The 25684-nt window shown below is 57.5% G+C and carries 27 protein-coding genes; 17 read left to right on the forward strand and 10 right to left on the reverse strand.

All coding sequences use genetic code 11. The features are described from left to right. The first annotated feature begins 56 nt into the window (after positions 1–56). Complete coding sequence (locus AC2FJC_RS07170; protein ID WP_496738950.1) at positions 57–956, forward strand: sterol desaturase family protein; 900 nt, start codon at positions 57–59, stop codon at positions 954–956. 18 nt (positions 957–974) lie between these two features. Then, positions 975–1472, forward strand: coding sequence for a DUF2141 domain-containing protein (locus tag AC2FJC_RS07175; RefSeq protein ID WP_496725878.1), 498 nt, complete (start codon positions 975–977; stop codon positions 1470–1472). A gap of 55 nt (positions 1473–1527) precedes the next feature. Here AC2FJC_RS07175 and AC2FJC_RS07180 read toward each other — a convergent pair whose 3' ends face one another. After that, complete coding sequence (locus AC2FJC_RS07180) at positions 1528–3102, reverse strand: 2-isopropylmalate synthase (RefSeq protein ID WP_496738951.1); 1575 nt, start codon at positions 3100–3102, stop codon at positions 1528–1530. A 287-nt stretch (positions 3103–3389) separates the two neighbouring features. Here AC2FJC_RS07180 and AC2FJC_RS07185 point away from each other — a divergent pair, with 287 nt between their 5' ends. Beyond that, a complete protein-coding gene (locus tag AC2FJC_RS07185; protein ID WP_496738952.1) occupies positions 3390–4055 on the forward strand; it encodes an SDR family NAD(P)-dependent oxidoreductase in 666 nt (221 codons plus the stop codon). A gap of 5 nt (positions 4056–4060) precedes the next feature. Here the strand turns inward: AC2FJC_RS07185 and AC2FJC_RS07190 are convergent, their stop codons facing one another. Then, entirely contained in the window at positions 4061–5518 is a 1458-nt protein-coding gene (locus AC2FJC_RS07190) for a 2-isopropylmalate synthase (protein ID WP_496738953.1), read from the reverse strand. Between the two features lie 147 nt (positions 5519–5665). Between AC2FJC_RS07190 and AC2FJC_RS07195 the strand changes: the two genes are divergently transcribed. The 3 genes from AC2FJC_RS07195 (at position 5666) to AC2FJC_RS07205 (ending at position 9376) form a co-directional block, all read left to right on the forward strand. Continuing rightward, positions 5666–7324 carry an NAD+ synthase gene (locus AC2FJC_RS07195; RefSeq protein ID WP_496738954.1) on the forward strand — a complete coding sequence of 553 codons (1659 nt, stop codon included), beginning with the start codon at positions 5666–5668 and terminating at the stop codon, positions 7322–7324. 284 nt (positions 7325–7608) lie between these two features. Then, positions 7609–7893, forward strand: a complete 285-nt coding sequence (locus tag AC2FJC_RS07200; protein WP_496725882.1) for a hypothetical protein — start codon at positions 7609–7611, stop codon at positions 7891–7893. Between the two features lie 154 nt (positions 7894–8047). Continuing rightward, positions 8048–9376, forward strand: a complete 1329-nt coding sequence (locus AC2FJC_RS07205; protein ID WP_496738955.1) for an NAD(P)/FAD-dependent oxidoreductase — start codon at positions 8048–8050, stop codon at positions 9374–9376. 4 nt (positions 9377–9380) lie between these two features. On the opposite strand, the gene AC2FJC_RS07210 is transcribed toward AC2FJC_RS07205, so the two are convergent. Beyond that, positions 9381–10313: an MBL fold metallo-hydrolase gene (locus AC2FJC_RS07210; RefSeq protein ID WP_496698848.1), complete on the reverse strand. Its 933-nt coding sequence runs from the start codon at positions 10311–10313 to the stop codon at positions 9381–9383. A gap of 117 nt (positions 10314–10430) precedes the next feature. On the opposite strand from AC2FJC_RS07210, the gene AC2FJC_RS07215 reads away from it, so the two are divergent. Beyond that, on the forward strand, positions 10431–10865 hold the full coding sequence (locus tag AC2FJC_RS07215; protein ID WP_496725885.1) for a DUF1801 domain-containing protein: 435 nt from the start codon (positions 10431–10433) through the stop codon (positions 10863–10865). A gap of 60 nt (positions 10866–10925) precedes the next feature. After that, a complete protein-coding gene (gene gltX / locus AC2FJC_RS07220) occupies positions 10926–12251 on the forward strand; it encodes a glutamate--tRNA ligase (RefSeq protein ID WP_496738956.1) in 1326 nt (441 codons plus the stop codon). A 50-nt stretch (positions 12252–12301) separates the two neighbouring features. Here the strand turns inward: gltX and AC2FJC_RS07225 are convergent, their stop codons facing one another. Beyond that, entirely contained in the window at positions 12302–12871 is a 570-nt protein-coding gene (locus AC2FJC_RS07225; protein ID WP_496738957.1) for a gamma-glutamylcyclotransferase family protein, read from the reverse strand. Positions 12872–12966: 95 nt separating this feature from the next. Between AC2FJC_RS07225 and AC2FJC_RS07230 the strand changes: the two genes are divergently transcribed. Next, positions 12967–13419 (forward strand): RrF2 family transcriptional regulator, encoded by a 453-nt coding sequence (locus tag AC2FJC_RS07230; protein WP_496738958.1) that lies wholly within the window; start codon positions 12967–12969, stop codon positions 13417–13419. On the opposite strand, the gene AC2FJC_RS07235 is transcribed toward AC2FJC_RS07230, so the two are convergent. After that, the gene (locus AC2FJC_RS07235) at positions 13416–15944 is read right to left on the reverse strand and encodes an ABC transporter permease (RefSeq protein ID WP_496738959.1); all 2529 of its coding nucleotides are present in this window, start codon (positions 15942–15944) and stop codon (positions 13416–13418) included. The genes AC2FJC_RS07230 and AC2FJC_RS07235 overlap by 4 nt on opposite strands. Continuing rightward, a complete protein-coding gene (locus AC2FJC_RS07240; protein ID WP_496738960.1) occupies positions 15941–16636 on the reverse strand; it encodes an ABC transporter ATP-binding protein in 696 nt (231 codons plus the stop codon). Before AC2FJC_RS07240 ends, AC2FJC_RS07235 begins: the two co-directional genes overlap by 4 nt. Positions 16637–16702: 66 nt before the next feature. On the opposite strand from AC2FJC_RS07240, the gene AC2FJC_RS07245 reads away from it, so the two are divergent. Beyond that, the gene (locus AC2FJC_RS07245) at positions 16703–17329 is read left to right on the forward strand and encodes an arylesterase (protein ID WP_496738961.1); all 627 of its coding nucleotides are present in this window, start codon (positions 16703–16705) and stop codon (positions 17327–17329) included. Positions 17330–17333: 4 nt separating this feature from the next. Continuing rightward, complete coding sequence (locus AC2FJC_RS07250) at positions 17334–17948, forward strand: SOS response-associated peptidase (protein ID WP_496738962.1); 615 nt, start codon at positions 17334–17336, stop codon at positions 17946–17948. A gap of 5 nt (positions 17949–17953) precedes the next feature. Here the strand turns inward: AC2FJC_RS07250 and AC2FJC_RS07255 are convergent, their stop codons facing one another. Continuing rightward, a complete protein-coding gene (locus tag AC2FJC_RS07255; protein WP_058278724.1) occupies positions 17954–18514 on the reverse strand; it encodes a L,D-transpeptidase in 561 nt (186 codons plus the stop codon). 178 nt (positions 18515–18692) lie between these two features. Further along, on the reverse strand, positions 18693–18899 hold the full coding sequence (locus AC2FJC_RS07260) for a cold-shock protein (protein WP_058273677.1): 207 nt from the start codon (positions 18897–18899) through the stop codon (positions 18693–18695). Positions 18900–19225: 326 nt separating this feature from the next. On the opposite strand from AC2FJC_RS07260, the gene AC2FJC_RS07265 reads away from it, so the two are divergent. Continuing rightward, on the forward strand, positions 19226–19435 hold the full coding sequence (locus AC2FJC_RS07265) for a hypothetical protein (RefSeq protein WP_496738963.1): 210 nt from the start codon (positions 19226–19228) through the stop codon (positions 19433–19435). A gap of 175 nt (positions 19436–19610) precedes the next feature. Here the strand turns inward: AC2FJC_RS07265 and AC2FJC_RS07270 are convergent, their stop codons facing one another. Next, on the reverse strand, positions 19611–19739 hold the full coding sequence (locus tag AC2FJC_RS07270) for a hypothetical protein (RefSeq protein ID WP_496738964.1): 129 nt from the start codon (positions 19737–19739) through the stop codon (positions 19611–19613). Positions 19740–20107: 368 nt separating this feature from the next. On the opposite strand from AC2FJC_RS07270, the gene AC2FJC_RS07275 reads away from it, so the two are divergent. Next, positions 20108–20314, forward strand: coding sequence for a hypothetical protein (locus AC2FJC_RS07275; RefSeq protein ID WP_496738965.1), 207 nt, complete (start codon positions 20108–20110; stop codon positions 20312–20314). Between the two features lie 240 nt (positions 20315–20554). Here the strand turns inward: AC2FJC_RS07275 and ettA are convergent, their stop codons facing one another. After that, positions 20555–22210, reverse strand: coding sequence for an energy-dependent translational throttle protein EttA (ettA, locus tag AC2FJC_RS07280; protein ID WP_496738966.1), 1656 nt, complete (start codon positions 22208–22210; stop codon positions 20555–20557). A gap of 204 nt (positions 22211–22414) precedes the next feature. Here ettA and AC2FJC_RS07285 point away from each other — a divergent pair, with 204 nt between their 5' ends. From AC2FJC_RS07285 to dacB, 4 genes are all read left to right on the forward strand, one after another. After that, positions 22415–23005, forward strand: a complete 591-nt coding sequence (locus AC2FJC_RS07285; RefSeq protein WP_496738967.1) for a hypothetical protein — start codon at positions 22415–22417, stop codon at positions 23003–23005. A gap of 12 nt (positions 23006–23017) precedes the next feature. Beyond that, the gene (locus AC2FJC_RS07290) at positions 23018–23485 is read left to right on the forward strand and encodes an MOSC domain-containing protein (RefSeq protein ID WP_496725896.1); all 468 of its coding nucleotides are present in this window, start codon (positions 23018–23020) and stop codon (positions 23483–23485) included. A 32-nt stretch (positions 23486–23517) separates the two neighbouring features. After that, positions 23518–24138 (forward strand): nicotinate-nucleotide adenylyltransferase, encoded by a 621-nt coding sequence (locus AC2FJC_RS07295; protein ID WP_496738968.1) that lies wholly within the window; start codon positions 23518–23520, stop codon positions 24136–24138. Between the two features lie 65 nt (positions 24139–24203). Continuing rightward, a complete protein-coding gene (gene dacB, locus AC2FJC_RS07300) occupies positions 24204–25682 on the forward strand; it encodes a D-alanyl-D-alanine carboxypeptidase/D-alanyl-D-alanine endopeptidase (protein WP_496725898.1) in 1479 nt (492 codons plus the stop codon). Positions 25683–25684 lie beyond the last annotated feature (2 nt).

Here is a 25684-nt window from a genome sequence, read left to right on the forward strand (position 1 = left end):
ATGATCTCGTAAATAGACTGTCACACGTGACAACAAACGGGAATCGGATTGCTTCGATGGACTTCCTAAGCCGCCATATCAGTGACTTTCATCTGAATTACTGGGAAACCTTGATTGACGATTGGTTCTTCGTCTTCGCCATGGCCTTTCTGGCATTCGAATTGATCCGATACGCAGTCGTAAAAAAACTGAACTGGCAGATGATGGGTGACACCGTCACCAATTTCATCACTCTCGTTTTCTTCATCGGTATCAGCTTTGTTCTGTTGGCTGGTTTCTATATCGGTGCCTATGTCTGGGCCTCGCAATTTGCTGTGTTCAATATTACAACAACATGGGCTTCGTTCATCATTGTGCTGATCCTTGCAGACCTGGCCTATTACTGGGAGCACCGAATTCTGCACCGGATCAACTTCCTCTGGGCAACGCATTCGGTTCACCATAGCTCTCCCTTCTTCAATATATCAGTGGCTTATCGCCATGGTCCGTTGGATGGCTTTTGGCCGTTGTTTTTCCACCTGCCGCTTGTGCTGTTGGGGTTCAACCCATTCATGGTGCTGGTCGCGGAACTGTTGGTGCAACTGTATCAGACGGCCCTGCATACCGAAGTTATCAAAAAGCTGTGGCGCCCGATTGAATACATCTTCAACACGCCGTCGCATCACCGCGTTCACCATGGATCAAACCCGAAATACCTGGACAAGAACTATGCCGGGATTCTGATCATCTGGGACCGTATGTTCGGAACGTTCGAGGACGAAAAGGAAGAGGTGGTCTACGGCCTCGTCAAACCGATCGACTCGATCAATCCCTTCGTCGCCTTCCTTCACGGCTTTGCCCGCCTGTTCAAGGATGTCCGGAACATGCCGGGGTTCGGCAATAAGCTGGGTGTTTTCTTAGGACCTCCGGGCTGGCAGCCAAAGAACGGTCGGAAACAGCGTAAACCCGCTAAGTAAGGCGTAGGAGCGCAAAAGATGCCAAGCAACACACAACGCATCGTGGCGGCCATCGTTACGGCAGGTCTGTTTGTCGGAGGCGCCTGGGTCGCCTCGGGGTTCACCACAGATATTGACCAAGCAGCGGCTTCCACCACAGGGACTTCGCAAGACAAAGGTCTGACCGTCAATCTTCATGGTGCGCGCAGCACCAAGGGCAACGTGATTGTCATGGCCTTTGATCAGGCGACAGCCTTCGACAACATGGATTACACCAAAGCTGCTGGTTATCTTGAGGCACCAGCGTCCGAGGACCCGCTCCGCTTCGACTTTCACGACCTCGACAGCGGGTATTTTGCTGTTATCGCGTTTCACGACGAAAACGGGGATTATGATCTGAACTATGACGCGAACTACATACCAACCGAAGGGTATGCAGTATCGGGGCTGAACGATCTCAACGACACGCCGGTGTATGACTACTCGTTGATCGGGACAGAAAAGCCAGCAGATCTGACCTTGTTCTATTGGCCGTAATGCGGCTGGAGATAATAGAAAAGGGGCGGTCGACAATCGTCCGCCCCCTTTTTGTTCAAGTGAGATCTTTGTAGCTGATTTCCCGGTTATCTGCGCCCGGACCGGCCTTTTGTCGGCGCACGATCAGGCGATTCAGCGCGTGGATATACGCCTTGGCCGAGGCCACGACTGTATCGGTGTTGGCGGATTGGCCGGTTGCGATCATGCCATCCTCTTCCAGACGCACCGATACCGTGGCCTGCGCGTCCGTACCTTCGGTAACGGCGTGCACCTGATAAAGCTGCAGATGCGCCGTATTCGGATGCACAACTCGAATGGCGCGGAAGGCAGCGTCGACCGGGCCGTCGCCTTGTTCGGTGGCGATGATTTCCTTGCCGCCTACTTCCATCTCGATGGTGGCTTCGGCCTTGCCGACGGTTCCGCAGGTAACCTTCATCGAAACCAGTTGCAGGTGATCGTCGCCGTCGTCATCATCCAGCGTCATCAACGCGATCAGATCGTCGTCGAACACTTCTTTCTTACGGTCGGCCAGTTCCTTGAACCGAACGAATATGTCCTTGAGCTGGTTGTCGCCAACCTCATAACCCAGCGTGTTCAGCTTATCACGCAGCGCTGCGCGGCCCGAGTGTTTGCCCAGCGGCAAGGATGTCCCGGACAGACCGATATCTTCGGGGCGCATGATTTCAAAGTTTTCGCGGTTCTTCAGCATGCCGTCCTGGTGGATACCGCTTTCATGCGCGAAGGCGTTCTTGCCGACGATGGCTTTGTTGAACTGCACGTTGAAGCCCGACACCGTCGCGACCCGGCGTGAGATATGCATGATCTTGGTGGTGTCGATGCCTGTGTTCCAGGGCATGATGTCATTGCGTGTGCGCAGTGCCATCACCACCTCTTCCAGCGCGGTGTTACCGGCGCGTTCGCCAAGGCCGTTGATGGTACATTCAATCTGACGCGCACCACCCGCAACAGCAGCCAGCGAGTTCGCGGTCGCCATGCCGAGGTCGTTGTGGCAGTGGGTCGCGAAGACCACTTCATCCGCGCCCGGAACCGTTTCGATCAGACGTTTGATCAGGTCAGCAGACTCCATCGGTGCCGTGTAGCCGACCGTGTCAGGAATATTGATCGTTGTCGCACCGGCCTTGATCGCAATCTCGATCACGCGGCACAGATAATCCCATTCGGTCCGCGTCGCATCCATAGGCGACCACTGCACGTTTTCGCACAGATTGCGCGCATGGCTCACGGTTTCGTGGATTTTGTCGGCCATCTCGTCCTGTGTCAGGTTCGGGATGGCACGGTGCAGCGGCGAGGTGCCGATGAAGGTGTGGATGCGGCTTTTACCTGCATGTTTCACAGCTTCCCAACACCGGTCGATATCGGCGAAATTGGCGCGGGCCAGACCGCAGATGCGGCTGTTCTTTGACCGTTCGGCAATTTCGGACACGGCCTTGAAATCACCTTCGGAGGCGATGGGGAACCCGGCCTCGATGATATCGACGCCCATGTCGTCCAACAGCTCGGCAATCTCCAGCTTTTCCGAATGGGTCATGGTTGCGCCGGGGCTTTGCTCGCCGTCGCGCAGGGTTGTGTCAAAGATCAAGACGCGGTCTTGGTCGGTCACATTGGTCATGGGAATCTCTTTCTTGTCTGTCCTAAAGCCTATGGCGCGCGGGCGTCCTCCTCTGAGCGGGCGCGCCGGATGGCACGCTCAGAGGCGGATTAGGATCAGTAGGCCACGCAGAGACGCACCGCGAAGGGCGGTGTCGGCAATCAGGATATCAGCGCGGTTGATCATGGGGTTGAGGTTATACATCGCGCGGCGGGAATGAAAAGAACGAATTTTCCTCCGGCATATGAAGAGATTTCTTTTTTCCCACATGTGTTGATCACGCATTGCCGACGGCTAGTTCAACCCGCATGGAAACAGCACTTATCATCGGCGCCTCGGGTGGGATCGGAGGTGCAATTGCCAACCGGCTTCGGCAACAGTCGGTCGACGTCACCACATTGTCCCGGTCACAGGACGGATTTGATTTGACCGACCCCGAGATCGTAGATCGGACGCTGGCGGGCGTTTCCGGTCCGTTCGACCTGATCCTGGTCGCGGCTGGCGCTCTTGAGGTTAATGGTGCCACCCCCGAGAAAACCATCAGACTGCTATCCGCTCCGGCGATGATGGATCAGTTCGCGCTGAATGCGGTCGGACCTGCGTTAGTTCTTGCGCATGCCGCGCGCTTGCTGCCGCGCGACCGGCGCGCCGTCTTCGCCGTGTTGTCTGCGCGAGTGGGGTCGATTGGTGACAACCGGCTTGGTGGATGGATCAGTTATCGGACGTCCAAGGCGGCGCTGAACCAGATTGTCCGCACATCCGCGATCGAGCTTGCCCGGAGCCATAAACAGGCGATCTGTGTCGCCTTGCACCCCGGTACGGTCACGACAGCATTCACCCGGAAACATGTTGGGCGGCACCCTGCGGTTACGCCTGATGAGGCCGCCCGGAACCTGCTATCCGTATCAGCCGCGTTAAATGCGGCTGATACGGGTGGTTTTTTTGACTGGGCGGGAAAGCCAGTGCCCTGGTAGATTGATTACCCGTCAGAGGCGGATGTATCAGGCTCGGTTTCGGTATCCGTCGCGTCGGGCGCGCTTACGTTCTCACTGGGTAGGACGCCGTTTTCCCAAACGCCGGTTTCTTCCAGGCCATTGGCATAACGCATCGTGCCATTGCCGTGGCGTTTGTTATCCAGAAAGGTGCCTTCGTACACGTCGCCGGTGGCATAGGTTGCCACACCCTGACCACTGATTTTGCCTTCGGCCCAGCCGCCGGTATAGCTGAATCCGCGTGGGGTTTCTATAGTTCCCTCGCCGTGACGCTGACCGTCTTGGAAATCACCTTCATAGGATGTTCCGTCAGGAAAAGTTGCCTTGCCTTTACCCTGACGCGCGCCATCTACCCAGTCGCCTTCGTACCGATACCCGTTTGCGAATGTCAGAACGCCCGTGCCATGGCTCAGGCCATTCTTGAACTGTCCCTGGTAAACAACACCGTTGGGATACGTGGCCTTGCCGTTGCCCTCAAAGATGCCAGCCGTCCATTCGCCGTCATAGACGGTGCCATCCGGATAAGTCTGAACGCCTTTGCCATGCGGCAGATCTGCGCTGAAATCACCGGTATAGGTCGCGCCATCAGGATAGGTGACCTCACCCAGTCCTTCGATCTGGCCGTCCACCCATTCGCCGGTGTAATCAAACCCGTCGGTCCCAAGAAAGCGTCCTTTTCCGTGGCGGCGGTCATCGGCATATTCGCCCTCATAAGTCGCACCGTTGGCATAGGTGGCCTTGCCATTGCCCTGACGGCGGCCATCAACCAGATCGCCCTCGTAAAGGTCGCCATTGGCCTGCAACAAGCGGCCCTTGCCGGTCATGCGGTCCTGAGACCAATCACCGGTATATGTCATGCCATCCGGAACGGTCAGAGTACCCTGGCCATCGCGCAATCCGTTGTTGATTTGCCCTTCATAGACGCTGCCTTGCGTCGAGGTGATCTTGCCCTCGCCGTGCTTGACGCCATCCTTCCAGTCGCCATCGTAGACGTAACCGCTGGGGTCGGTCAGAACGCCTTTGCCGTGATAGCGGGCGTCGCTGAAGCTGCCTTCGTATCGGACGCCGTTGGTGTATATTGCAACTCCGGTTCCGTTGATCGACCCTTCGGCCCAATCCCCCTCATAGCTGCCTCCGTCGGGGTAGATGATCTTGCCCTGCCCCTCGGGTTGCCCCTTCGCGAACATCCCCTCGTAGACCGAGCCGTTGACATAGCGCGCTATGCCTTTGCCCTGAATTTCGCCTTCGACCCATTCGCCGACATATTCGAACCCGTTTGGCAGGCGGTAAGTGCCTTCGCCGTGGCGCAGGCCGTTCAGGAATGTGCCCTCGTACACGCCGCCAACATCATCATCCGCAACGATGACCTGCCCGTCCTGGGCAAAGGCGGATGCGGCCAGCAAAGCCATCGCCGTGGCGGCCAAAGAAATGCGGATAGCGTTCATGGTTTTTCCTGCCTTGCCCGGTTGTCACGTTTTAAAGCAAAACTAAGATACCCGTGCGGACAGAGCAACGTGTTTTGCCGCATTTGACTTTCACTCGCGGTGCGATCTGCTAAATGGCATTAGGACTGACGAGGGCAAGAGGGCAGCATGGCCAACCGTTTCCGCATTACTCTGGCACAACTCAATCCCGTTGTTGGGGACATCCAAGGCAATTTGGACAAAGCGCTTGCGGCGTGGGAGCAGGGGCGCGAAGCTGGTGCCGACCTTGTGGCTTTCCCCGAAATGTTCATTACCGGTTACAACACGCAGGATTTGGTGATGAAGCCGGTGTTCCATCAAGCGGCCATGGCGGCGGTTCAGTCGCTGGCTGCGCAATGTGCCGATGGCCCTGCCATTGCAATTGGTGGTCCGTGGACGGAAGACGGCAAGCTTTTTAATGCCTACCTGATCCTCAAGGGCGGTCGCATCGGCAGCAAGGTGCTGAAACATCACCTGCCGAATGAAACCGTGTTCGACGAAGTTCGCCTTTACGACGCGGGCCCGTTGGGGGGGCCGTACTCGGTTGGTAACTCGCGGATCGGTAGCCCGATCTGCGAAGACAGTTGGCACCCGGATGTCTCGGAAACACTGGAAGAGACCGGGGCCGAGTTTCTGCTGATCCCCAATGGCTCACCTTACTTCCGCAACAAATATGATGTGCGCCTCAATCACATGGTCGCCCGTGTGGTCGAGACCGGCTTGCCGCTGATCTACCTGAACATGGTGGGCGGTCAGGACGATCAGGTTTTTGATGGCGCGACTTTCGGCCTTAACCCGGGCGGAGAACTGGCCTTTCGAATGCCGGTCTTTGATGAGGCCGTAACACATGTCGATCTGGAACACGGTGATGAGGGCTGGCGTATTGTGCCTGCTGAAGTTGTGCCGCAGCCGGACGAATGGGAGCAGGACTATCGTGCCATGGTCCAATCCCTGCGCGATTACATGGGCAAGACCGGGTTCAAAAAGGCGTTGTTGGGGCTGTCGGGTGGAGTGGACTCGGCGTTGGTCGCGGCAATTGCCGTTGACGCAATCGGTGCGGAAAACGTCCGTTGCGTGATGCTGCCGTCGGAATACACCAGCCAGGCCTCGCTGGATGACGCCGAAGCCGTCGCCAAGGCGCTGGGTGTGCATTACGACCATGTTCCGATCTCGGATAGTCGGGCGGCGGTGACAGACACTCTGGCCCCGTTGTTTGTGGGCCGCGAGGCGGATTTGACCGAGGAAAACGTCCAATCCCGCCTGCGCGGTTTGCTGCTGATGGCGATCTCGAACAAGTTTGGCGAAATGCTGCTGACCACGGGCAACAAGTCCGAGGTGGCTGTGGGTTACGCGACCATCTATGGCGACATGAATGGCGGCTATAACCCGATCAAGGATCTGTATAAAACGCGCGTGTTCGAAACATGCCGCTGGCGCAATGCCAATCACCGTGACTGGATGATGGGCCCCGAAGGTGAGGTGATCCGACCGTCGGTCATTGATAAACCCCCCAGTGCTGAGCTGCGCGAAGACCAGAAAGACAGCGACAGCCTGCCGGACTACCCGGAACTGGACGCGATCCTGGAAATCCTGGTCGACCGCGATGGCTCGATCGCTGATTGCGAAGCAGCAGGATTCGAAGCAGATGTCGCCCGTCGCGTAGAGCATCTGATCTATATCAGCGAATATAAGCGGTTTCAGTCCGCACCAGGTACGCGCTTGACCAAGCGAGCCTTCTGGCTGGACCGCAGATACCCGATTGTGAATCGTTGGCGTGACCGGTCTTGAGCTGAAACCACGCGTATTTTTTAAGTCTCCGATCGTTTCCAAAAAAGGGTGCTTGAGGGCACGCTTTTATTCATTGTCCCTGTGGTGGGGACAGTGCATATCTAGATTCGGCTTAGGCCGTTTAACACGCTTGAAATCAGGACATTTTTCTGACACATTTTAGCTTAATTGCCGCCTCATGTGGGGCAGATGCGGCGCATTCTTAAGTGTCTCGATGTTTATGATCGAGGTTTGTTTGTTACGCATCGTGAATTGCGTGTCTGTGTTAACGATTTGGTGTGAAAATGCGTGAGCAATACGATAGACCACTCCACTCGCCGCTTCCGTGGCGTTCGATGGAATCTGAGGGTCATGAAATAGACGAAGATCAGGTCGATTCTGCCATTGCCGACCTCTTGGGGGCTGAGACGCCGCCAGAGCAGAAAACGGCACCAGGGCAATCAGTGGCTTTTTCGATTCTTCCTGAACTGCTTTCACAAGAAAGCATGTCCGAAGACTCTGCCGACAACGATGCTGGGCTTACAGCCACATTGCGTCAGAAATGGGCGGAACTCTGCGGCGCTGCTTGACGGCCCGAGCCCGCTGAACTGAACAGTGCCAGAGATCATTCTGGCACTATAACCACAGCTTCTGAAAATTGTGATCGGCGCGTCAGGCGACATGTTGCCTATTGTCTGATACCGCGCATTCATTGCGGTCCGAGCAATGAAGTAAGAGCGGCGGATGCCCGGTCCAAAACCAACTCCCGTAGAACCCGATCTGCATCTGCCCAAGTCTGTTGACGTTGTGGTCATAGGCGGCGGAATCATCGGCGCATCAACGGCTTTAGAGCTATCAGAGCGGGGCGCGTCGGTTTTGCTGTGCGAAAAAGGCCATATCGCGGGCGAACAAAGTTCGCGAAACTGGGGATGGGTGCGATTGGGGCTGCGAGACCCCCGGGAAATCCCGCTCATGTTAGAGGCGCAGCAGATCTGGCAGGGCCTGGATCAACGCACCGGACGCCAAACCGGTTTTACGCGTTCCGGCATCCTTTTTGGCGCATCGGGGAAACGGGATCATGCAAATCTTGGACGCTGGGTGCGCCATGTTGAAGGTTTGCAAACTGGCGCTCAGATGGTTTCGGGTGCTGAACTGGATGGCTTGCTGCCCGACGATCAATCGGGGTTGAAAGTTGCCCTGCACATGCCAAGGGATGGACGAGCCGAGCCGCAATGGGCCGCCCCTGCGATCGCTGAAGCCGCACGTGACAAAGGGGCGTGCCTGATGACCAACTGCGCAGTACGCAGCGTTGATGTCGAGAACGGTTATGTCTCAGGTGTGTTTACCGAACGTGGCCGGGTGGCTTGTGCACGGGTGGTTCTTGCCGGAGGCGCGTGGTCGCGGCTTTTTGCGGGAAATGCGGGGATTGACCTGCCACAGCTTAAGGTTCTCAACACGGTCTTACGCACTTCACCGGTGAATGGGCCGGAAACAGCAATATGGTCAGATGACTTCGCGATGCGAAAAAGGGCCGATGGCGGTTATACAATTGCATCCGGGCACGAGAATACGGTTGATATTGTCCCGGACAGTTTTCGGCTTGCGATACAGTTTTTACCAGCGTTCCGGCAGGAGTGGCGGTCCCTGCGGTTCAGGCTTTCCAAGCGCTGGGCGGCAGAGGCGAGCGAAGACCGATCATGGTTGCACACCGACGTCACGCCATTCGAACATTGCCGTGTGCTGGATCCTGAGCCCTCGGCCAAGGTCTTGAGGCAGTCATGGACACGCGCGCGCAAAGGGTTCCCGGTGCTGGAGCAGGCAGAGATCGTTCAAAGCTGGGCAGGTTTGATCGACGTCACCCCGGACGCCATTCCGGTAATATCTTCAGTCGATACCATGTCAGGGATGTTCATCGCCACGGGGTTTTCAGGTCATGGATTTGGAATCGGCCCCGGAGCGGGGCGTTTAATGGCCGATCTGGTTTGTGAAACCACGCCATGCGTTGATCCGGCCGCCTTTCGCCTGTCCCGATTTACGGATGGTTCAAAGGTGCGGCCGGACCCGGGATACTAGGGTACTATCCCATCATCTGGTAGCTGACCGGCACAAAGCGGAACCCGTCGCCACGGGGTTCAACGAAGCCAGCTGCCGGGAATGGCATGTGATAGCCGATCATCGGAACCTTGTCGGCGGCCAGCATGCCCAGCACGTCGCGGCGCGATGCCGTGGCGGCTGCTTTGTCCATGTCAAAACGGACCTCCCATTCCGGATGGGCAAAGGACCAGACATAGTGGTTTGCCAGATCGGCGGTCAGAACAAGACGCTGCCCGTTGCTTTCTAGATGATACACCGTGTGGCCAGGTGTATGGCCATAAGCTGCAACAGCGGTGATACCCGACGAGACTTCGCCGCCATTTTCAACAAAGGTCATCTTCTCGGCCAAAGGTGTGACCTTGGCCGCGACCAGATCTCCGACACGATTGCCCGCGTCCTGCGCCGCCCAGAAGTCATATTCCGGAGAGGAGGTGACATAGCGCGCGTTCGGGAAGGTCGGCGCGTCATTGGTCGTCATGCCGCCGATATGGTCGGGATGCATATGGGTGATGACGACGACATTGATTTGATCCGGTGTCACACCCGCATCGGCCAATGCCGCCTGAATACCACCTTGCCCCAGCCCCGTGTCGAACAGGACCAGCTCAGACCCGGTGTTGACCAGAGTCGGGGTAAAGAAGAACTGCGCGACATCCGGCGAGATGAAATTGTCTGCTGAGACTTTCGCGAAGTCTTCATCTGACGCTCCGCCGCCAAAGATTTCTTGGGCGCCATCGCGCGGCAGGCTGCCGTCCAGCAATGTCGTTACGGTAAAATCGCCCAACGCAAAGGATTTGGCGACGGTTGAATTTGCCTTTGTCTCAGCTCCGGCTGCCAGAACCGGCGCTGCAGCTGCGGCAAAGGGCAAAGCTGCCGCGGTACCCAGTGCCGCTCGGCGTGTCAATTTGATGGTCATTTTGGTTCTCCCTGTCAGAACAGCATTCAGTGAGTTTAGGTCGGCGCGAGTCTCTTGCCAGTGTATACCCTTTTCAAATGGGCTGCGTGGATGAACATTACGTGTTTATTTTTGTTTATGGCGCGATCTGGGAATAAAACTGCCCCCACAGGGCAAAGTGTCGAGGGCTTTTTGGCGGCTGTTCAACCGGCGAAGAAGGCAGATGATGCCCGGGCGTTGGATGCCCTCTTTCGGCACGCGACCGGGTTTGAACCCGTTATGTGGGGGGCGTCGATTGTGGGCTATGGTCGTTACCATTATCGCTACAAGTCCGGGCGTGAAGGAGAGTTTCTGGCAACCGGGTTTTCCCCGCGCAAAACGGCTCTGTCGATCTACATCATGCCCGGCTACGCAGATTTCGGGGATATTCTATCCAGACTGGGTAAACACAAGCTGGGCAAGTCCTGTCTCTATGTGAACAAGCTGGCGGATATTAACACGAATGTTCTGTCTGAACTGATCTGCGCCGGGCTAAAGGACTTGAATCAGCACTGGCCGGTCCAGCCGACCTGAACGCCTTTACTGGACAATCGACCAATCCTGTGACATGAGCCGCGCCAACAGGAGACACCTATGACAACCACCCGTTTTGCCCCGTCGCCCACCGGTTACATCCACGTGGGCAACCTGCGCACCGCCCTGATGAACTATCTGATCGCACGCAAGGCCGGCGGTACGTTCATTCTGCGCATCGATGACACCGATCCTGAGCGGTCGAAGGAAGAATATGTCGATGCGATCAAGCAGGATATGGAGTGGCTGGGCCTGCACTGGGACCGGGTTGAGCGTCAGTCGGATCGTCTGGACCGTTATGCCGAAGCCGCAGACAAGTTGCGCGAGATGGGCCGGTTCTATGAGGCATTCGAGACGCCCACCGAGCTGGACCTCAAGCGTAAGAAGCAACTGAACATGGGCAAGCCGCCGGTCTATGACCGCGCGGCGCTGAACCTCAGTGATGCCGAGAAAGAAGCGCTGCGGGCCGAGCGTGGCAGCGGCGTCTGGCGCTTCAAGCTGGATCACGAGCGGATCGAGTGGAATGACGGTATTTTGGGCGACATCTCGATTGATGCAGCATCGGTGTCCGATCCGGTTCTGATCCGCGGCGACGGTCAGGTTCTCTATACGATTGCGTCTGTGGTGGATGACACTGAAATGGGCGTCACCGATGTGGTGCGTGGTTCGGACCATGTGACCAACACCGCGACCCAGATTCAGATCATTGAGGCGCTGGGCGGCACCTGTCCGCGCTTTGCTCATCACTCGTTGTTGACCGGTCCTCAAGGAGAGGCCCTGTCGAAACGGTTGGGCACGCTTGCCCTGCGTGATCTGCGTGAACAGGGCGTGCAGCCGATGGCGTTGCTGAGCCTGATGGCGCGTCTTGGCTCCTCCGACCCGGTTGAGCTGCGCTCGGAAATGGCGGAACTGATTGAAGGTTTCGATGTGAACCGTTTTGGGGCCGCGCCGACCAAGTTCGATGTGCAAGACCTGTTCCCGCTGACAGCAAAGCATCTGCAGTCCCTGCCTTTGGACGACGTGGCCGAGGCTGTGGCTGATGCTGGTGTTCCTGCCGATCTGGCCGAACCCTTCTGGGCGATGGCGCGCGAGAACATCACCACTTTGGCTGATCTCAAGGGCTGGTGGGAGCTGTGCCGCGACGGAGCAGAGCCGCTGATCGCGGATGAGGATCGTGACTTTATCGCAGAGGCGATGACCTTGTTGCCCGAAGGTCCGTTCGATGGCGAAACCTGGGGCAAATGGACCAGCACGGTAAAAGAAGCGACCGGCCGTAAGGGCAAGGGCCTGTTTATGCCGTTGCGCAAGGCCCTGACCGGCATGGAGCGCGGGCCTGAGATGGCCACTCTGTTGCCACTGCTGCAGGTAATCCGCGCAAAAGCTTGAGCGTATTAGAGAGAATGAGGAAAAGCGGGGTCGTTCGATCCCGCTTTTTTCTATGCGTTCTGCACAATCCGGGCTGAGAGAAGGCTGAGACGATCATCCACGAATTCAGTCTCAACCGATTTCAACTGTTGATGGCGCGGATATCGGGGCTCGGCCCGGTCGTTCAGGATCGGTGCATCCCATCCATCTGTGGTGGCAAAGAAACGATCTGCACCCTTTTCACCAAATGCGCGCAGGTATCCCTGCACGACCACATCAATGTAACTCAGTAGCAATGGGTGGCGATTGCTTGGCGCGTTGTGCCGGTCGAGAGGTACAGCATAGACGGCAATCTCGACCTCGTGCTTTATCGGGTGCGTGACGGATTGTGTGGCGGGAATTCGGTTATAGGCCCACTCCCGTTCGTCTAGGGCGATCCAATCATTTTTCGGCACATGCGCAATCATGCCTTCGATTTCGGACGCAGGGTCCGAAACTGCCGTCAGAAAGGCGACCGGTCGCAGGTCAGTGTGTCGCCACGCGCGCCGCCAGCCTTTTAGCCGGGCAGGATGCGGATCGGGAAAGTCGTGCGTCGAAAGGTTCACAAGGCTGCCGTAGCCAAAGAAATAGGGATCTGCCATGGGCCTGCGTGTCCTTTCCTGACGATTGATGTATGTCAAACCGCTTTTATGCCGGACATGCAATAAGTCTGCATCTTGAAACTTGGGAGGTCACGATGCGGATAACCAAACGGACGAACATTGCGGTACGGCTGCTGATGTATTGTGCAGCGCATCAGGATAGGCTGGTTACCAAGTCCGAGATTGCCGAAGTCTGCAATATTTCCGAGAACCATCTGGCACAGGTCATCAATCAGCTCAGCCAATTGGACTATCTAAGCACTCAGCGCGGTCGTAACGGCGGTATGGTTCTGGCGCGTTCGGCCGAACAGATCCGTATCGGATCGGTGTTTCGCCACGTCGAAGGCAACTTGCCGCTGGCCGAGTGTTTTGCGGATGCCGACAACACCTGCCCGTTGACAGATGCCTGTCGATTGCGGATGGCCCTTCAGGACGCGGCTGAGGTCTTCTATGCCTCACTGGACGAGATCACGCTCGACGCCCTGATCTGCGACAACGATCCTTTACTGCAGATCCTGCAACCGGTTACCTGCGCGCGCGCCAGTTAATCGCTGGCACGCAGGATGCGGGCCGGGCGGACGGCCAGGGGTCGCAGAGCAAAGATCAGCCCCGCGCCAAGCGTCACGATGATGCCCGCCAGAACAATTCCGATTGCGGACGGCCAGATCACCGAGAATTTCGTGTCGAAAATATAGGTGGCAACGGCCCACCCACCCAGAATGCCGGTCAGCAGCGCAACGCCACCTGCGGCCGCGCCCAACAGCGCGGCGCGAAGGGCAAAGCTGAACAGGATGCGTCGCCGGTCCGCGCCCAGAGTCTTGAGGATCGCGGCCTCGTATCGGCGGGCGGGTTCCCCGGCCGCGGCAGCACCGATGAGGACCAAGAAGCCGGTCAGCAGAGAAATACCCGCGCCGTATGACGTTGCCGCTGCGATGCCCGCCAGCAGGCCCGAGACGCGGTCAATCGCGTCGCGCACCCGGATCGCCGTTATGTTGGGGAACGTCCCGGCCAAATCGCGCAGAATTACAGTTTCGGCCTGTTCTTCGGCGTAGACCGTCGCGATGAAGCTGTGCGGGGCACCTGCAAGGGCCGATGGGTTCATGGACATGATAAAGCCCATACCTGCGTTAGAGAAATCAACCTCGCGCGTTGATGTAAGTTCTGCGGTAATGTCCCGGCCCAAAATGTTCACGGTCAGTTGGTCGCCGAGCTTTAGGCCCATTTCTTCCGCCTCCTCGGCTGCGAAACTCACCTGCGGGGTACCGGTATAGTCTTCGGCCCACCATTCGCCCGAGGTTATGCGCGCGTTATCAGGTGGCCGGACGGAATAGGTGATGCCCCGGTCGCCGTCCAGTACCCAATGATCGCCTGCCACTTCGCGGGCGGGCTTGTCGTTGATCTGCGTTATGATCCCGCGCAGCATCGGTGCGCTTTCGATCCGGCTGACGGCGGGGTCGGTGGTCAACCTGTCGCTAAATCCCGGCATTTGGTCCTTCTGGATGTCGACGAAGAAATAAGACGGGGCAACGTCCGGCAAATTGCCGGAAATTGCATTGCGCAAGGTGCCGTCGATCTGCCCAACGGCCGCCAGAACCGAAAGCCCAAGACCCAGAGACAGTACAACGGATGCAGCGCCCTCGCGTGGGTCGGAAATGGCCGACAAGGCCCACCGAAGGGCCGGACGCCCGCGCGCTGAAGGAGCGGTGAGCCGGGCCAGCCGGCGCACCGCATAGGCCGCAGCGGACAGCAGCAGCAACGCGCCCACCAACCCTCCGGCGGTCCAGAACGTCAGGCGCGCCGAGCCGCTGAACCATGCGGCCGATGCGATCAGCAGTGCGAGGCCGAAACCAGTTGCGATGAGGTACACCCCTCGTGGAACCGCACGCGCTGAGGTTAGAGCATCCCGAAACAGGGTCGCTGCGCGAACGTCTTCGGTGCGGGCAAGGGGCCAGAGCGTGAACAGAAACGCCGTCAGTAAACCGTACAACGCTGCTTCGGCAAGCGGTGCCGGATAAAACGAGAAAACCGCGGGTACAGGCAGCCGGGATTCAATCAAGGGGGCCAGCAGCAGGGGCAGCAACCCGCCCAAGGCAAGGCCCAGCAAGATCCCGATCCCCGACAGGACACCGATCTGGATCATATAAGTTTGGAAAATTGTCGCCCTGTCAGCGCCCAGAGTGCGCAATGTCGCGATAGTCTCGGTCTTTTGCGACAGATAGGCGCGCACAGCCGCCGATACTCCGATGCCGCCGACTGCAAGGCCCGACAACCCGACCAGAACCAGAAATGCGCTGAGCCGCCCGACAAACTCGGCAATCCCCGGCGCACCGTTGCGCGCGTCGGTCCATCGCATACCGGTGCCCTCAAAATTCTGGCGCGCTTCTACCGCCAGATATTGCAGCTCGGTTCCTGATGGCAGGGCCAGGCGGTATTTGGTGGAAAACAGGGTTCCCGGGGCCAACAGGCCGGATGCTTGCAAATCTTCGGTCCGCACCAGCGTGCGAGGGCCCAGACCAAAGCCATCTGCCGCCCCGTCCGGTTCATGGATCAATGCGGCGGTCAGGTTGAATTCTTGCGTCCCCAGTGCAAAGCGATCTCCGACGGAAAGACCCAACCGGTCAATCAGCGACGGATCCATTACCGCGCCGGGAAGACCTTGATGTGTCCCTAAAGCCACCGACAGGGGCATTGCAGGCTTCAAAACCGGAGATCCCAACAACGGGTAGGTGTCGTCGACTGATTTAACCTGTGTCAGCGCGCGTTGCGTTTCAGCGTCCTGATCGGCAACGGCCATTGAGCGAAAATCGACCACTTCAGAGACAGCTGTTCCGGTCTGGTCCATCCAGGCGCGTTCGTCATCTGTGGCAAACCGGTAGGTGAATTCCAGTTGCGCATCCCCGCCCAACAGGGCCGCGCCTTCTTCGGCCAATCCAGCCTGGATCGCGTGGCGCACCGATCCAACTGCTGCGATTGCGGCGACACCCAGCGCAAGACACGCGAGGAAAACGCGAAACCCATGCAGCCCGCCCCGAAGTTCACGGCGTGCCAGACGCCCGGCCAGCCGAAAGCTCATTCCGCAGCCTTTTGCTGGCTGTCTTCCGAAATCCGCCCGTCGCGCAAGCGCACAACCCGATCGCACCTGCGCGCCAGACTATGACTATGGGTTACAAGAACCAGAGTGGCGCCGTGTTTGTCGCGCAGGCCGAACAATAAATCGACGATAGCCGCGCCGTTCGTTTCGTCCAGATTTCCTGTCGGTTCATCCGCCAGCAAAATTTGCGGACGCGGCGCGGCGGCCCGGGCCAGCGCAACGCGTTGTTGTTCGCCGCCCGACAATTGCGCCGGATAATGATCGCGGCGGTGCGACAGGCCAACCGCGTCAAGTTCTGCCGCAGCGCGTTGAAACGCATCCTTGTGTCCGGCCAATTCCAGCGGCGTGGCCACATTTTCCAGGGCGGTCATTGTTGGGATCAGATGAAAGTTCTGAAAGACGACCCCCATCGCATTGCGTCTGAAACGGGCCAGAGAATCCTCATCCATGCCAGTCAGATCCTGGCCAAGGGCTGTGATCTTGCCCGCGCTTGCCTGTTCCAACCCGCCCATCAGCATCAACAGCGAGGATTTGCCGGACCCGGACGGTCCGACAAGCCCAAGCGTTTCGCCTTTGGCGACGGTCAGGGTAATATCGTGCAGGATATTGACCCGGCCGGCATTGCCATCCAGCGACAAGGTGGCATTTTGGAGCGAAAGAACTGGTGTCGTCATAGGTACTTCCAAAAGGAGGTGGTCATTTTGGGATATGGAGTGGTTCAAAAAATGCGCAAGGCTTTGATGGCTTTACTGTTTGCGTGTTGCGGCTTTGCCGCCACAGCGGAACCGTTGGTTATCGCGGCCCTCGGGGACTCGCTGACACAAGGATACGGGCTACCGGAACAGGACGGGTTCGTACCACAGTTGGATCAATGGCTGAAGGATCAGGGCGCAGACGTGCAATTGATAAATGCCGGAGTATCCGGGGATACAACTGCGGGCGGCGCGGCGCGTGTCGATTGGACACTGACACCTGACGTGGACGCGATGATTGTGGCGCTGGGCGGCAATGACCTGCTGCGGGGTATCGACCCGGCTGTGTCGCGCGCGCACCTTGAGACAATCGTAACCTCCGCCCGGGCGGCGGAGGTTGAGGTTTTGCTGATCGGAATGCAGGCACCGGGGAATTACGGGGTCGATTACAAGCAGGCATTTGATGCGATGTACCCGGATCTGGCCAAGGCATATCAACTTGTGTTTGCAGAAAGTTTTTTTGAAGGGTTGCAGCCAAACGGCGACCCGAACGCTGTCCGGCAGTTCATGCAACCGGATGGAATTCACCCCAACACAGAAGGCGTGGCGCGGATCGTAGCAGCGCTTGGGCCTTACGTGTTGGAGTTGGTCGAAACCTCGGCCAAGCAGGATTGAGAAGATGCCCGGGCGATTTTTTCTGACACGGCCAATGTCTGAGATCGCCCAGGCACTGAACGTCCGATGTGATGTGGACCTGCAGCCGCTGCGAAAAAACATTCAACCGGGTCAGGAATTGATCGTCCTGACTGCCCACGGCCTGACACCCATGCGATGGGGCATGATCCCGGTTGGGCGCGTCAATGCGCGCGGTCGGCCTGTGATGGAAACTATAATCAACGCCCGGTCCGAAACCGTCTTTGACAAAACCGCCTTCGACGGCGTTGGCCGGGCCGTGGTTCCGGTGGACGGGTGGTACGAGTGGACGGGTGAAAAACGTCGAAAAACCGCATGGCGGATCGCCTCGGCGAATGGCTCACCTCTGTTCTTCGCTGCGATCGCCGACAGTTGGCAGGCTCCGGGCGGTCTGCGAGTTGACCAATTTGCGGCTGTGACCTGCCCACCAAATGCCGATCTGGAGCCGATACACCATCGAATGGGTGTCCTGCTGGATCCTGCCGACATTCAGACATGGCTTACAGGAACCGAGGACGACGCCAAGGCGCTGGCCCAGCCTTGGCCTGACGGGTTGTTGCAGATTGAGGAGGCGACGGACGTCGACTGGTCCGGGCCGTGACCGCCTCAGACCACCGTGACCACAGTTCCGACCGGTACACGCTCATACAAGTCGATGACATGGGCGTTCAGCATCCGAATGCATCCGTTTGAGGCCGCGCGCCCGATGGTTTGCGGCTGCGTCGTTCCGTGGATACGGAAATAGGTGTCGACCCCATTCTGAAACAGGTAGAGCGCGCGTGCCCCCAGCGGGTTTCCATCTCCGCCCGGTTGAACATAATCATTGTCCTTGAACTTGGCGTAAGTCAGCGGTTCACGTTCGATCATCTCGTTCGTGGGGCGCCATGTCGGCCACTCTTTCTTGACGTCGATCGTGGCTGTGCCGGTGAATTCCAAACCTGCCTTGCCAACGCCGCACCCATAGCGGATCGCCTTGCGCGGTTCTGTGATGAGATACAGGTAGAAGGACCGTGGCGCGACCAGAAGCTGCCCCGGCAGAAATTGTTTCTTGACCCGAACGAACTGGGGCGTGGGGTCGTATTCAACGGCTTTCTTCTTGGCCGAAGCAATACCGGGTGTCAGGCCAGCGGCAGCAGATGCTGCAAGGAAAGTGCGACGTGTGAACATATCGGTTCTCTTAAGGACAACAGGAAAATCGTAAACCAGTGTCGGAATGATAACCGATCTGGTCAATCATCTGCCAAGAGTAACCGTATTGTGATGTAATCGCAGGGACACACTTGTGTTGCAGTTTTGTCCCGCGTGATGTGAAAAGGGCAGAGGTAACCTCTGCCCTTTCATGGCCTTAGGCCAGTGCGATATCGTCGGCGCTTTCGCGGCCGTCACGACCAGCGCGCAGCTCGTACGTGACTTTCTGGTTGTCGGCCAGACCGGTCAGGCCCGAACGCTCGACAGCCGAGATGTGAACGAAGATGTCTTTGCCGCCATCCTCAGGTGCGATAAAGCCAAAACCTTTGGTGGTGTTGAACCATTTTACGGTGCCTGTGGGCATATCCGTTGTCTCCTGTTTAGTGCTGCCCACGGAGTTGCGGCAGCCCGGCGTCGTTGTCTGTATCGATAGACTGAGCGCCGGAAACGGTGACAGTGGGTCGAAATAGAAAAACGTAAGCCCCATTGATATGGCATCGGGGTGGGCGTGTGACAAGGGATTTTGTGCGTTTCGTACAAGGGTTTGAGGGCCAGTTTCCCGATTTGCACAAGAATCCGCCGATGGGTTTGGCTATTGGTTCAGCGGTCTTTGATAAGGAAAGGCCATGCGATCTGTGCGCTGAGTGGGCATCTAGAAAACTCCAACCAAGCCTGTGATCAGGTTGCAGCATGAGCAATCACTGCCGCATCCGCATTCCCGGAGCCAAGTACTTTTTTGCCGCGTCTCTGGCCGATCGATTATCGGATTTGTTAGTACGCGAGTTGGAGCAATTGCGCGCGGCCTTTGTGGTGACGCGTTTGTTGTGTTGCCGGATCATCGGCACGCGGTTTGAACCTTGCCGCCGGGAGATGTGGATTATTCGACACGGTGGCGGTTGACCAAAATTCGGTTTGTACGGGGTGTCGGCGTATTCGGTCCGCGGGGCGGGTCGAAAGTTGTCGAATAGAAACGTGGGATTTGGCAACGCAGGTTTTCGGAGCACTGGATCCGTGATGAGCGAGATTTCCGTAATCACATGGCACATTGCTGGGGTAATCCTGTCAAACACGGTTTTTAGAGCTTCCAACCCATAGGCCGAATTCGTCCATACACCACGATATTGGTGCGGGTCGCGTTGATCTGGAATGGAGTGGCATCGCCACCAAAAGGGAGATTGTCGAACCGTAGGATGGGTGATTTCACCCATCACTCCTCTGCAGAACCTAAGTTTAGAACCCCGACAATCCGCAAAAGAAGCACTTAAAACTATCAGCAAAAAATAGTGCCGTAACGTCACGATAGGGGCGGTGGCATGAGCTTTAGTTCGCAAAGCCACATCACAAAAAGACTTTTTGACTGGCTGTTCAAAAATGACGCAGAACGCGGATTTCTTCCCCGTTGGCACTTGATCATTCTTTCATATGTACGCTGCACCGCTGCGGGTGGCCACTCACGGAAACACGGTCCTTGAGCCGACGTCCACCGCACGCTCGGATCGGCCCGCAGCGGAACATTGCAACGAATATTCAGTTTTAACAATTTCGAGAAACCCAACACGCACGGTGAAAGATATGTTTTTCAAGTCGATCTTAGACCACATTTTCAAATCAGCGGAGCAGGAAAATTCGGTGCCAAAAGAGCTTGCCGGGAAAACGCAAATTGCGAACTCTGGAGCGGTTAACAAAAAGGAACTGACTGTGCTTTTTGGAGATGTTCTGAACGAGAAGCAGGTTCGGAGTGGTGAAAACCAACAGCCAGTCGGCCAGTCGCAAAAGTAACTGACTTCCGTAGACTGTTGTAAGGCACAGATCGAGAACGCGCGGACAACGTGACTTGTGTTGTGAGAGGCTGAACTCCGACCGGCTGCTTAAGGCTCACAAATGGTCTGGAGAAGCTTAGAATAACAGCCGCACACGCCAGTCAAACCGTATTACCGATATCTACGTTGTTACTCATTTCAATCAGGCTATTTGAGGCCCGGAATCAAATACGTTGGTTCCGGGCTTCAATCTAAGTTCTTACCGCGCAAACTTCTTATGCTTCAACCGCTTGGGCTCCAGCGCATCCGGTCCAAGGCGGCGCTTTTTGTCCTCTTCGTAATCCTCGAAGTTGCCCTCGAACCATTCCACATGGGCATCGCCCTCGAACGCCAGAATATGCGTGCAGATCCGGTCCAGGAAAAAGCGGTCGTGCGAGATGACCACGGCGCAGCCGGCGAAATCGACCAGCGCGTCTTCCAACGCACGCAGGGTTTCGACGTCCAGATCGTTGGTTGGTTCATCGAGCAGCAGGACGTTGCCGCCCTCTTTCAGCAGGCGGGCCATGTGGACGCGGTTGCGCTCACCGCCGGACAGCAACGAGACTTTCTTCTGCTGATCGCCGCCCTTGAAGTTGAAGGACGAGCAATAGGCGCGAGAATTGACCTGCGCGTCGCCCAGTTGGATGATCTCGGCACCGCCAGTAATCGCCTCCCACACGGTGTCGCTGTCGGCAAGGTCGTCGCGGGACTGGTCGACATAAGACAGCTCGACCGTGTCGCCCAGCGTGATGGTGCCGCTATCGGGCTGTTCCTGACCGGTGAGCATCTTGAACAGGGTCGATTTACCGGCGCCGTTGGGGCCGATTACACCGACAATGCCGCCGGGGGGCAGGGCAAAGTCCAGCCCCTCGATCAGTTGCTTGTCGCCCATGTGTTTCGACAGACCCTCGACCTCGATCACCTTGCCGCCAAGGCGCTGGCCGTTGGGGATGACGATCTGGGCGCGGGTCAGCTTTTCGCGTTCGGACTGTTCGGCCAGCTCGTTGTAGGCGTTGATCCGGGCCTTGGATTTGGCCTGACGGGCCTTTTGGCCCTGACGCATCCAGTCCAGTTCGCGCTGCAGGGTTTTCTGCTTGGACTTGTCCTCGCGGGCTTCCTGTTCCAATCGTTTGGCCTTTTGTTCCAGCCATGCGGAGTAGTTGCCCTCGTAAGGCAGGCCCCGACCACGGTCGAGTTCAAGGATCCAGCCGGTGATGCTGTCCAGGAAATAGCGGTCGTGGGTGACGATCAGGATAGTGCCCTTGTAGTCGATCAGGTGTTGCTGCAGCCAGGCGATGGTTTCGGCGTCCAGGTGGTTGGTCGGTTCATCGAGCAGCAGCATGTCGGGGGCCTGCAGCAGCAGTTTGCAGAGCGCGACCCGGCGTTTCTCACCGCCCGACAGGTTGGCGATGTTGGCGTCGTCTGCTGGGCAGCGCAGCGCCTCCATCGAGACGTCGATCTGGCTGTCGAGGTCCCACAGGTTCTGGCTGTCGATCTCGTCCTGCAGTTTGGCCATCTCATCAGCGGTTTCGTCGCTGTAGTTCATCGCCAGTTCGTTATAGCGATCAAGGATCGCCTTCTTTTCGGCCACGCCTAGCATGACGTTTTCTCGAACGCTGAGGGTTTCATCCAGTTTCGGTTCCTGCGGCAGATAGCCGACTTTGGCACCCTCGGCGGCCCAGGCCTCGCCGGTGAAGTCCTTGTCGAGGCCCGCCATGATCTTCATCAGCGTCGATTTACCGGCGCCGTTGACGCCGACAACACCGATTTTCACGCCGGGCAGAAAGCTCAGGTGGATGTTTTCAAAGCACTTCTTGCCACCGGGATAGGTCTTGGAGACACCCTGCATGTGGTAGACATATTGATAGGCGGCCATGTCGCGTCCTCTGGGTCGGGGAAATCAAGTTGGGCGGTGTGATAGCGGATGGTTGGGATGGGGGCAATCATGAACAATCAGGCCGGATGAAGCCGTCTGCGCAGTTTGCAGGGACGTAGTGCCCAGTGGTTAAAACCAGCGGGTTCCGAGTGCTGGGGATTTCCTCTGTAAGGATTGCTGTATACACACAGCCCAAACGGGAGATTGGTAAACGAAGATGAGCAGTTATGTGATAATTTCGATGGCTTTTTTGCTTTCGGGGCGATCAGTTCAATGGCGGCTCGTGCTGAAAATTTGCCGGACTGCAAGGCGTACAAAGACGCAACTTATTGCTCAACATACAATGTGGCGCAGATGTCGACGTCTCAAATCGAAGGGGGTGATTTTGCTTCTGCAAGTATTCTGACTATGCTTAGGGTTTCGAATAAGTCAGAGCACGATATCAGGTACTACGTTACCTTTAAGTTCATTAAATCACTTGCAAATATCGAGGAAGAGTTCGCACTGACCGAAGACTACCGACAGCTCAAAAAGTCACTTTTGCACCAGATGCTTAAATATGTAGCTTTGACTGGTGATGAGATCAGAGCTCAAGTCTATTTGGCATACTTTGAATTTTTCATCGAACCGAAGGTGGAATTGCCAAAGAGCGTTAATTATCCTCAGATTAAATGGAAGCAGCAGTCAGCGGATTCCAAGCTTCATATTAAGTGTATTGTCGAAAGTGACGTTCCGTTTTTGCCGCTGAAAGAGATTGCTGAATCCGCCGAATTCAAAACATGTATGAACGGATAAACCGGAGGTTATTTGTCCCTGAGTGTATTGATATCCAACTGGTGCAAACCTGGCCGTATTGGCTGGATCGGTCTGCGACCTGAGCGTCGTGCGGAGATGGTCGCGGTTGAGGAAGGCATGATCTCCACCAATGGGCTTGAAGGCGACCGGGGCCGCGCAGGCAAGCGGGCCGTGACGCTGATCCAGCAGGAGCATCTGGCGGCGATTGGGTCATATCTTGGGCAGGGGCCGGTTACTCCGGACATCCTGCGTCGCAATCTGGTGGTGTCAGGGATCAATCTGGCGGCGCTCAAGGGGCGTGAGGTGCAGGTAGGCGAGGCCGTTCTGCGTTTTACCGTTATCTGCGCGCCGTGCAGCCGGATGGAGGAGGCGCTGGGCAAAGGCGGCTATTCCGCCGTGCGGGGGCATGGTGGGTGGTGCGCCGAGGTGGTGCGGCCGGGGCGGGTCACGTTGGGTGATGAGGTTCAACCGGTTGATTGACAACGTTGTCCAGTTCTGAACATCAGCAAGTCATGGATCGTTTTAGTATTCCGTACGCGCGGCCCGGGCTGGTCATCGGGCTGTTCGGTGGGTCGTTTGACCCGCCGCACCAGGGGCATGTGCATGTCACGCTTGAGGCGATGAAGGCGTTTGGACTGGATCGGGTGTGGTGGCTGGTGTCTCCGGGCAACCCTATGAAGGCGCGGGGGCCGGTGCCTCTTGCACAACGGATGGCAGCGGCGCGGGCGTTGATGCAGCACCCTGGGGTCGACGTGACGGATATCGAAGCGCAGACTGGGACGCGGGCCACGGCGGATACGTTGGCAGAACTGCGGCGTCTTTATCCCAAAGTGCGGTTTATCTGGATCATGGGCGCGGATAATCTAGCGCAGTTCCATAGGTGGAAGAATTGGCGGCTGATCATGGACAGCGTGCCTGTCGGTGTGATTGCGCGCCCCGGCGACCGGATTTCTGCGCGGATGTCCCCTGCTGCGCGGCTTTACGCCAAGTACCGGATAGATGGGCAGGCGCGGCGTCTGCTGGGGCGCGCCGATGCGCCCGCGTGGTGTTTCGTGAACGTACCGATGGTCGATGTAAGTTCCAGCCAAATCCGGGAGCGGGGAGGTTGGGGCGCTGAGGTGTTGCCGGAATAGCCCCATGCGCGCATAATCCATATCTGTGGTTGTGTGTATTTAATCTGTGAGATTTTATTCGACTTATGACTGATCGATTTTCTCGACGTGGATTTTTAGCAGGGCTGGGGGCAGCTTTGATCCCTTCTGCTGTGCTGGCCGAGGCGCCTTTGGTCTCGTTGCGCCCTCAATTGCGCGGCGACGTACCGACCGGGGTCGAGCGGCTTGTCCAAGCGGCCGGGCTGCGTGGTGAGGTGGTTTTCGCGGTGGCGGATGCAACAACGGGCACGCAGCTGGAAGAGTTCAGTGGCGATCAGGGGCTGCCGCCGGCAAGCGTGGCCAAGGCGCTGACAGCTCTTTATGCGTTGGATGTCTTGGGGTCGGACTACCGGTTCGAGACCGCCCTGATGGCGGATGGACCGATCGAAAATGGTATCCTGAAAGGTGACTTGATCCTTGTGGGAGGTGGCGACCCGCTGCTGGACACCGATGCGTTGGCCAATTTGGCGGCGAATTTGCGCGAGGCTGGGATTTCCGAAGTTCAGGGTGCGTTCAAGGTTTATGAGGGGGCGCTGCCCTATGTGTTCAGTATCGATCCGGGGCAGCCGGATCATCTGGGCTATAGTCCTTCAATCAGTGGCATATCGTTGAATTTCAACCGGGTGCACTTTGAGTGGAAACGTGATGGTACCCGCTATGACGTGTCCATGGATGCGCGCAGCGCGCGGTACAAACCGTCGGTCGATGTGGCCTCTATGCAGATTGAGAAACGAAAAGCGCCTATCTACACCTATGAATCCAGCGCGCGGCAGGACCGCTGGACCGTGGCGCAAGGGGCGCTTGGTACTGGTGGGGCGCGGTGGTTGCCGGTGCGCAAGCCTGCGCTTTATGCGGGGGATGTGTTCAGGACGCTGGCGCGCGCGAATGGGATCCAATTGGGTCGCGTGCAGGTCATGCGCGAAACACCGAAGGGAACCTTGCTTGTGGTGCATCACAGTGACCCGCTGGATAGTATACTGCGCGGCATGTTGAAGTATTCGACCAACCTGACGGCTGAGATGGTTGGTATGGCGGCCTCGCAAGCGCGCGGCGCCAACTTGCAATCATTGGCGGATTCTGCGGCCGAGATGAACCGTTGGGCGACCGAGACATACGGTGTGACTGGGATCGCCATGGTGGATCACTCGGGCCTGGGTGATGCGTCCCGAATGGCACCGGGAGATTTGGTAACAGCTCTGGTTGCTGCGAAACAGGCGGGCGCATTGAAACCCTTGCTGAAAAAATTCACCCTTGCGGACAGTCAGGGACGGCCCGTTCAAGACCACCCGATCAAGGTTGATGCTAAAACCGGTACGTTGAACTTCGTATCCGGCCTTGGAGGTTTCATCACAGCGCCGGGCGGTTCCGAACTTGCCTTTGCGATTTTTACTGCAGATGTCGACCACCGTGCCACGATTCCGCGCGCGCAGCGCGAACGACCACAAGGCGCGCGAAGCTGGAACAATCGCTCGCGCAAACTCCAACGCGCACTGATCGAGCGCTGGGGGTCTATGGCCGGAAGCTAAGA

Source organism: Ruegeria sp. CDSB117, assembly GCF_059611005.1.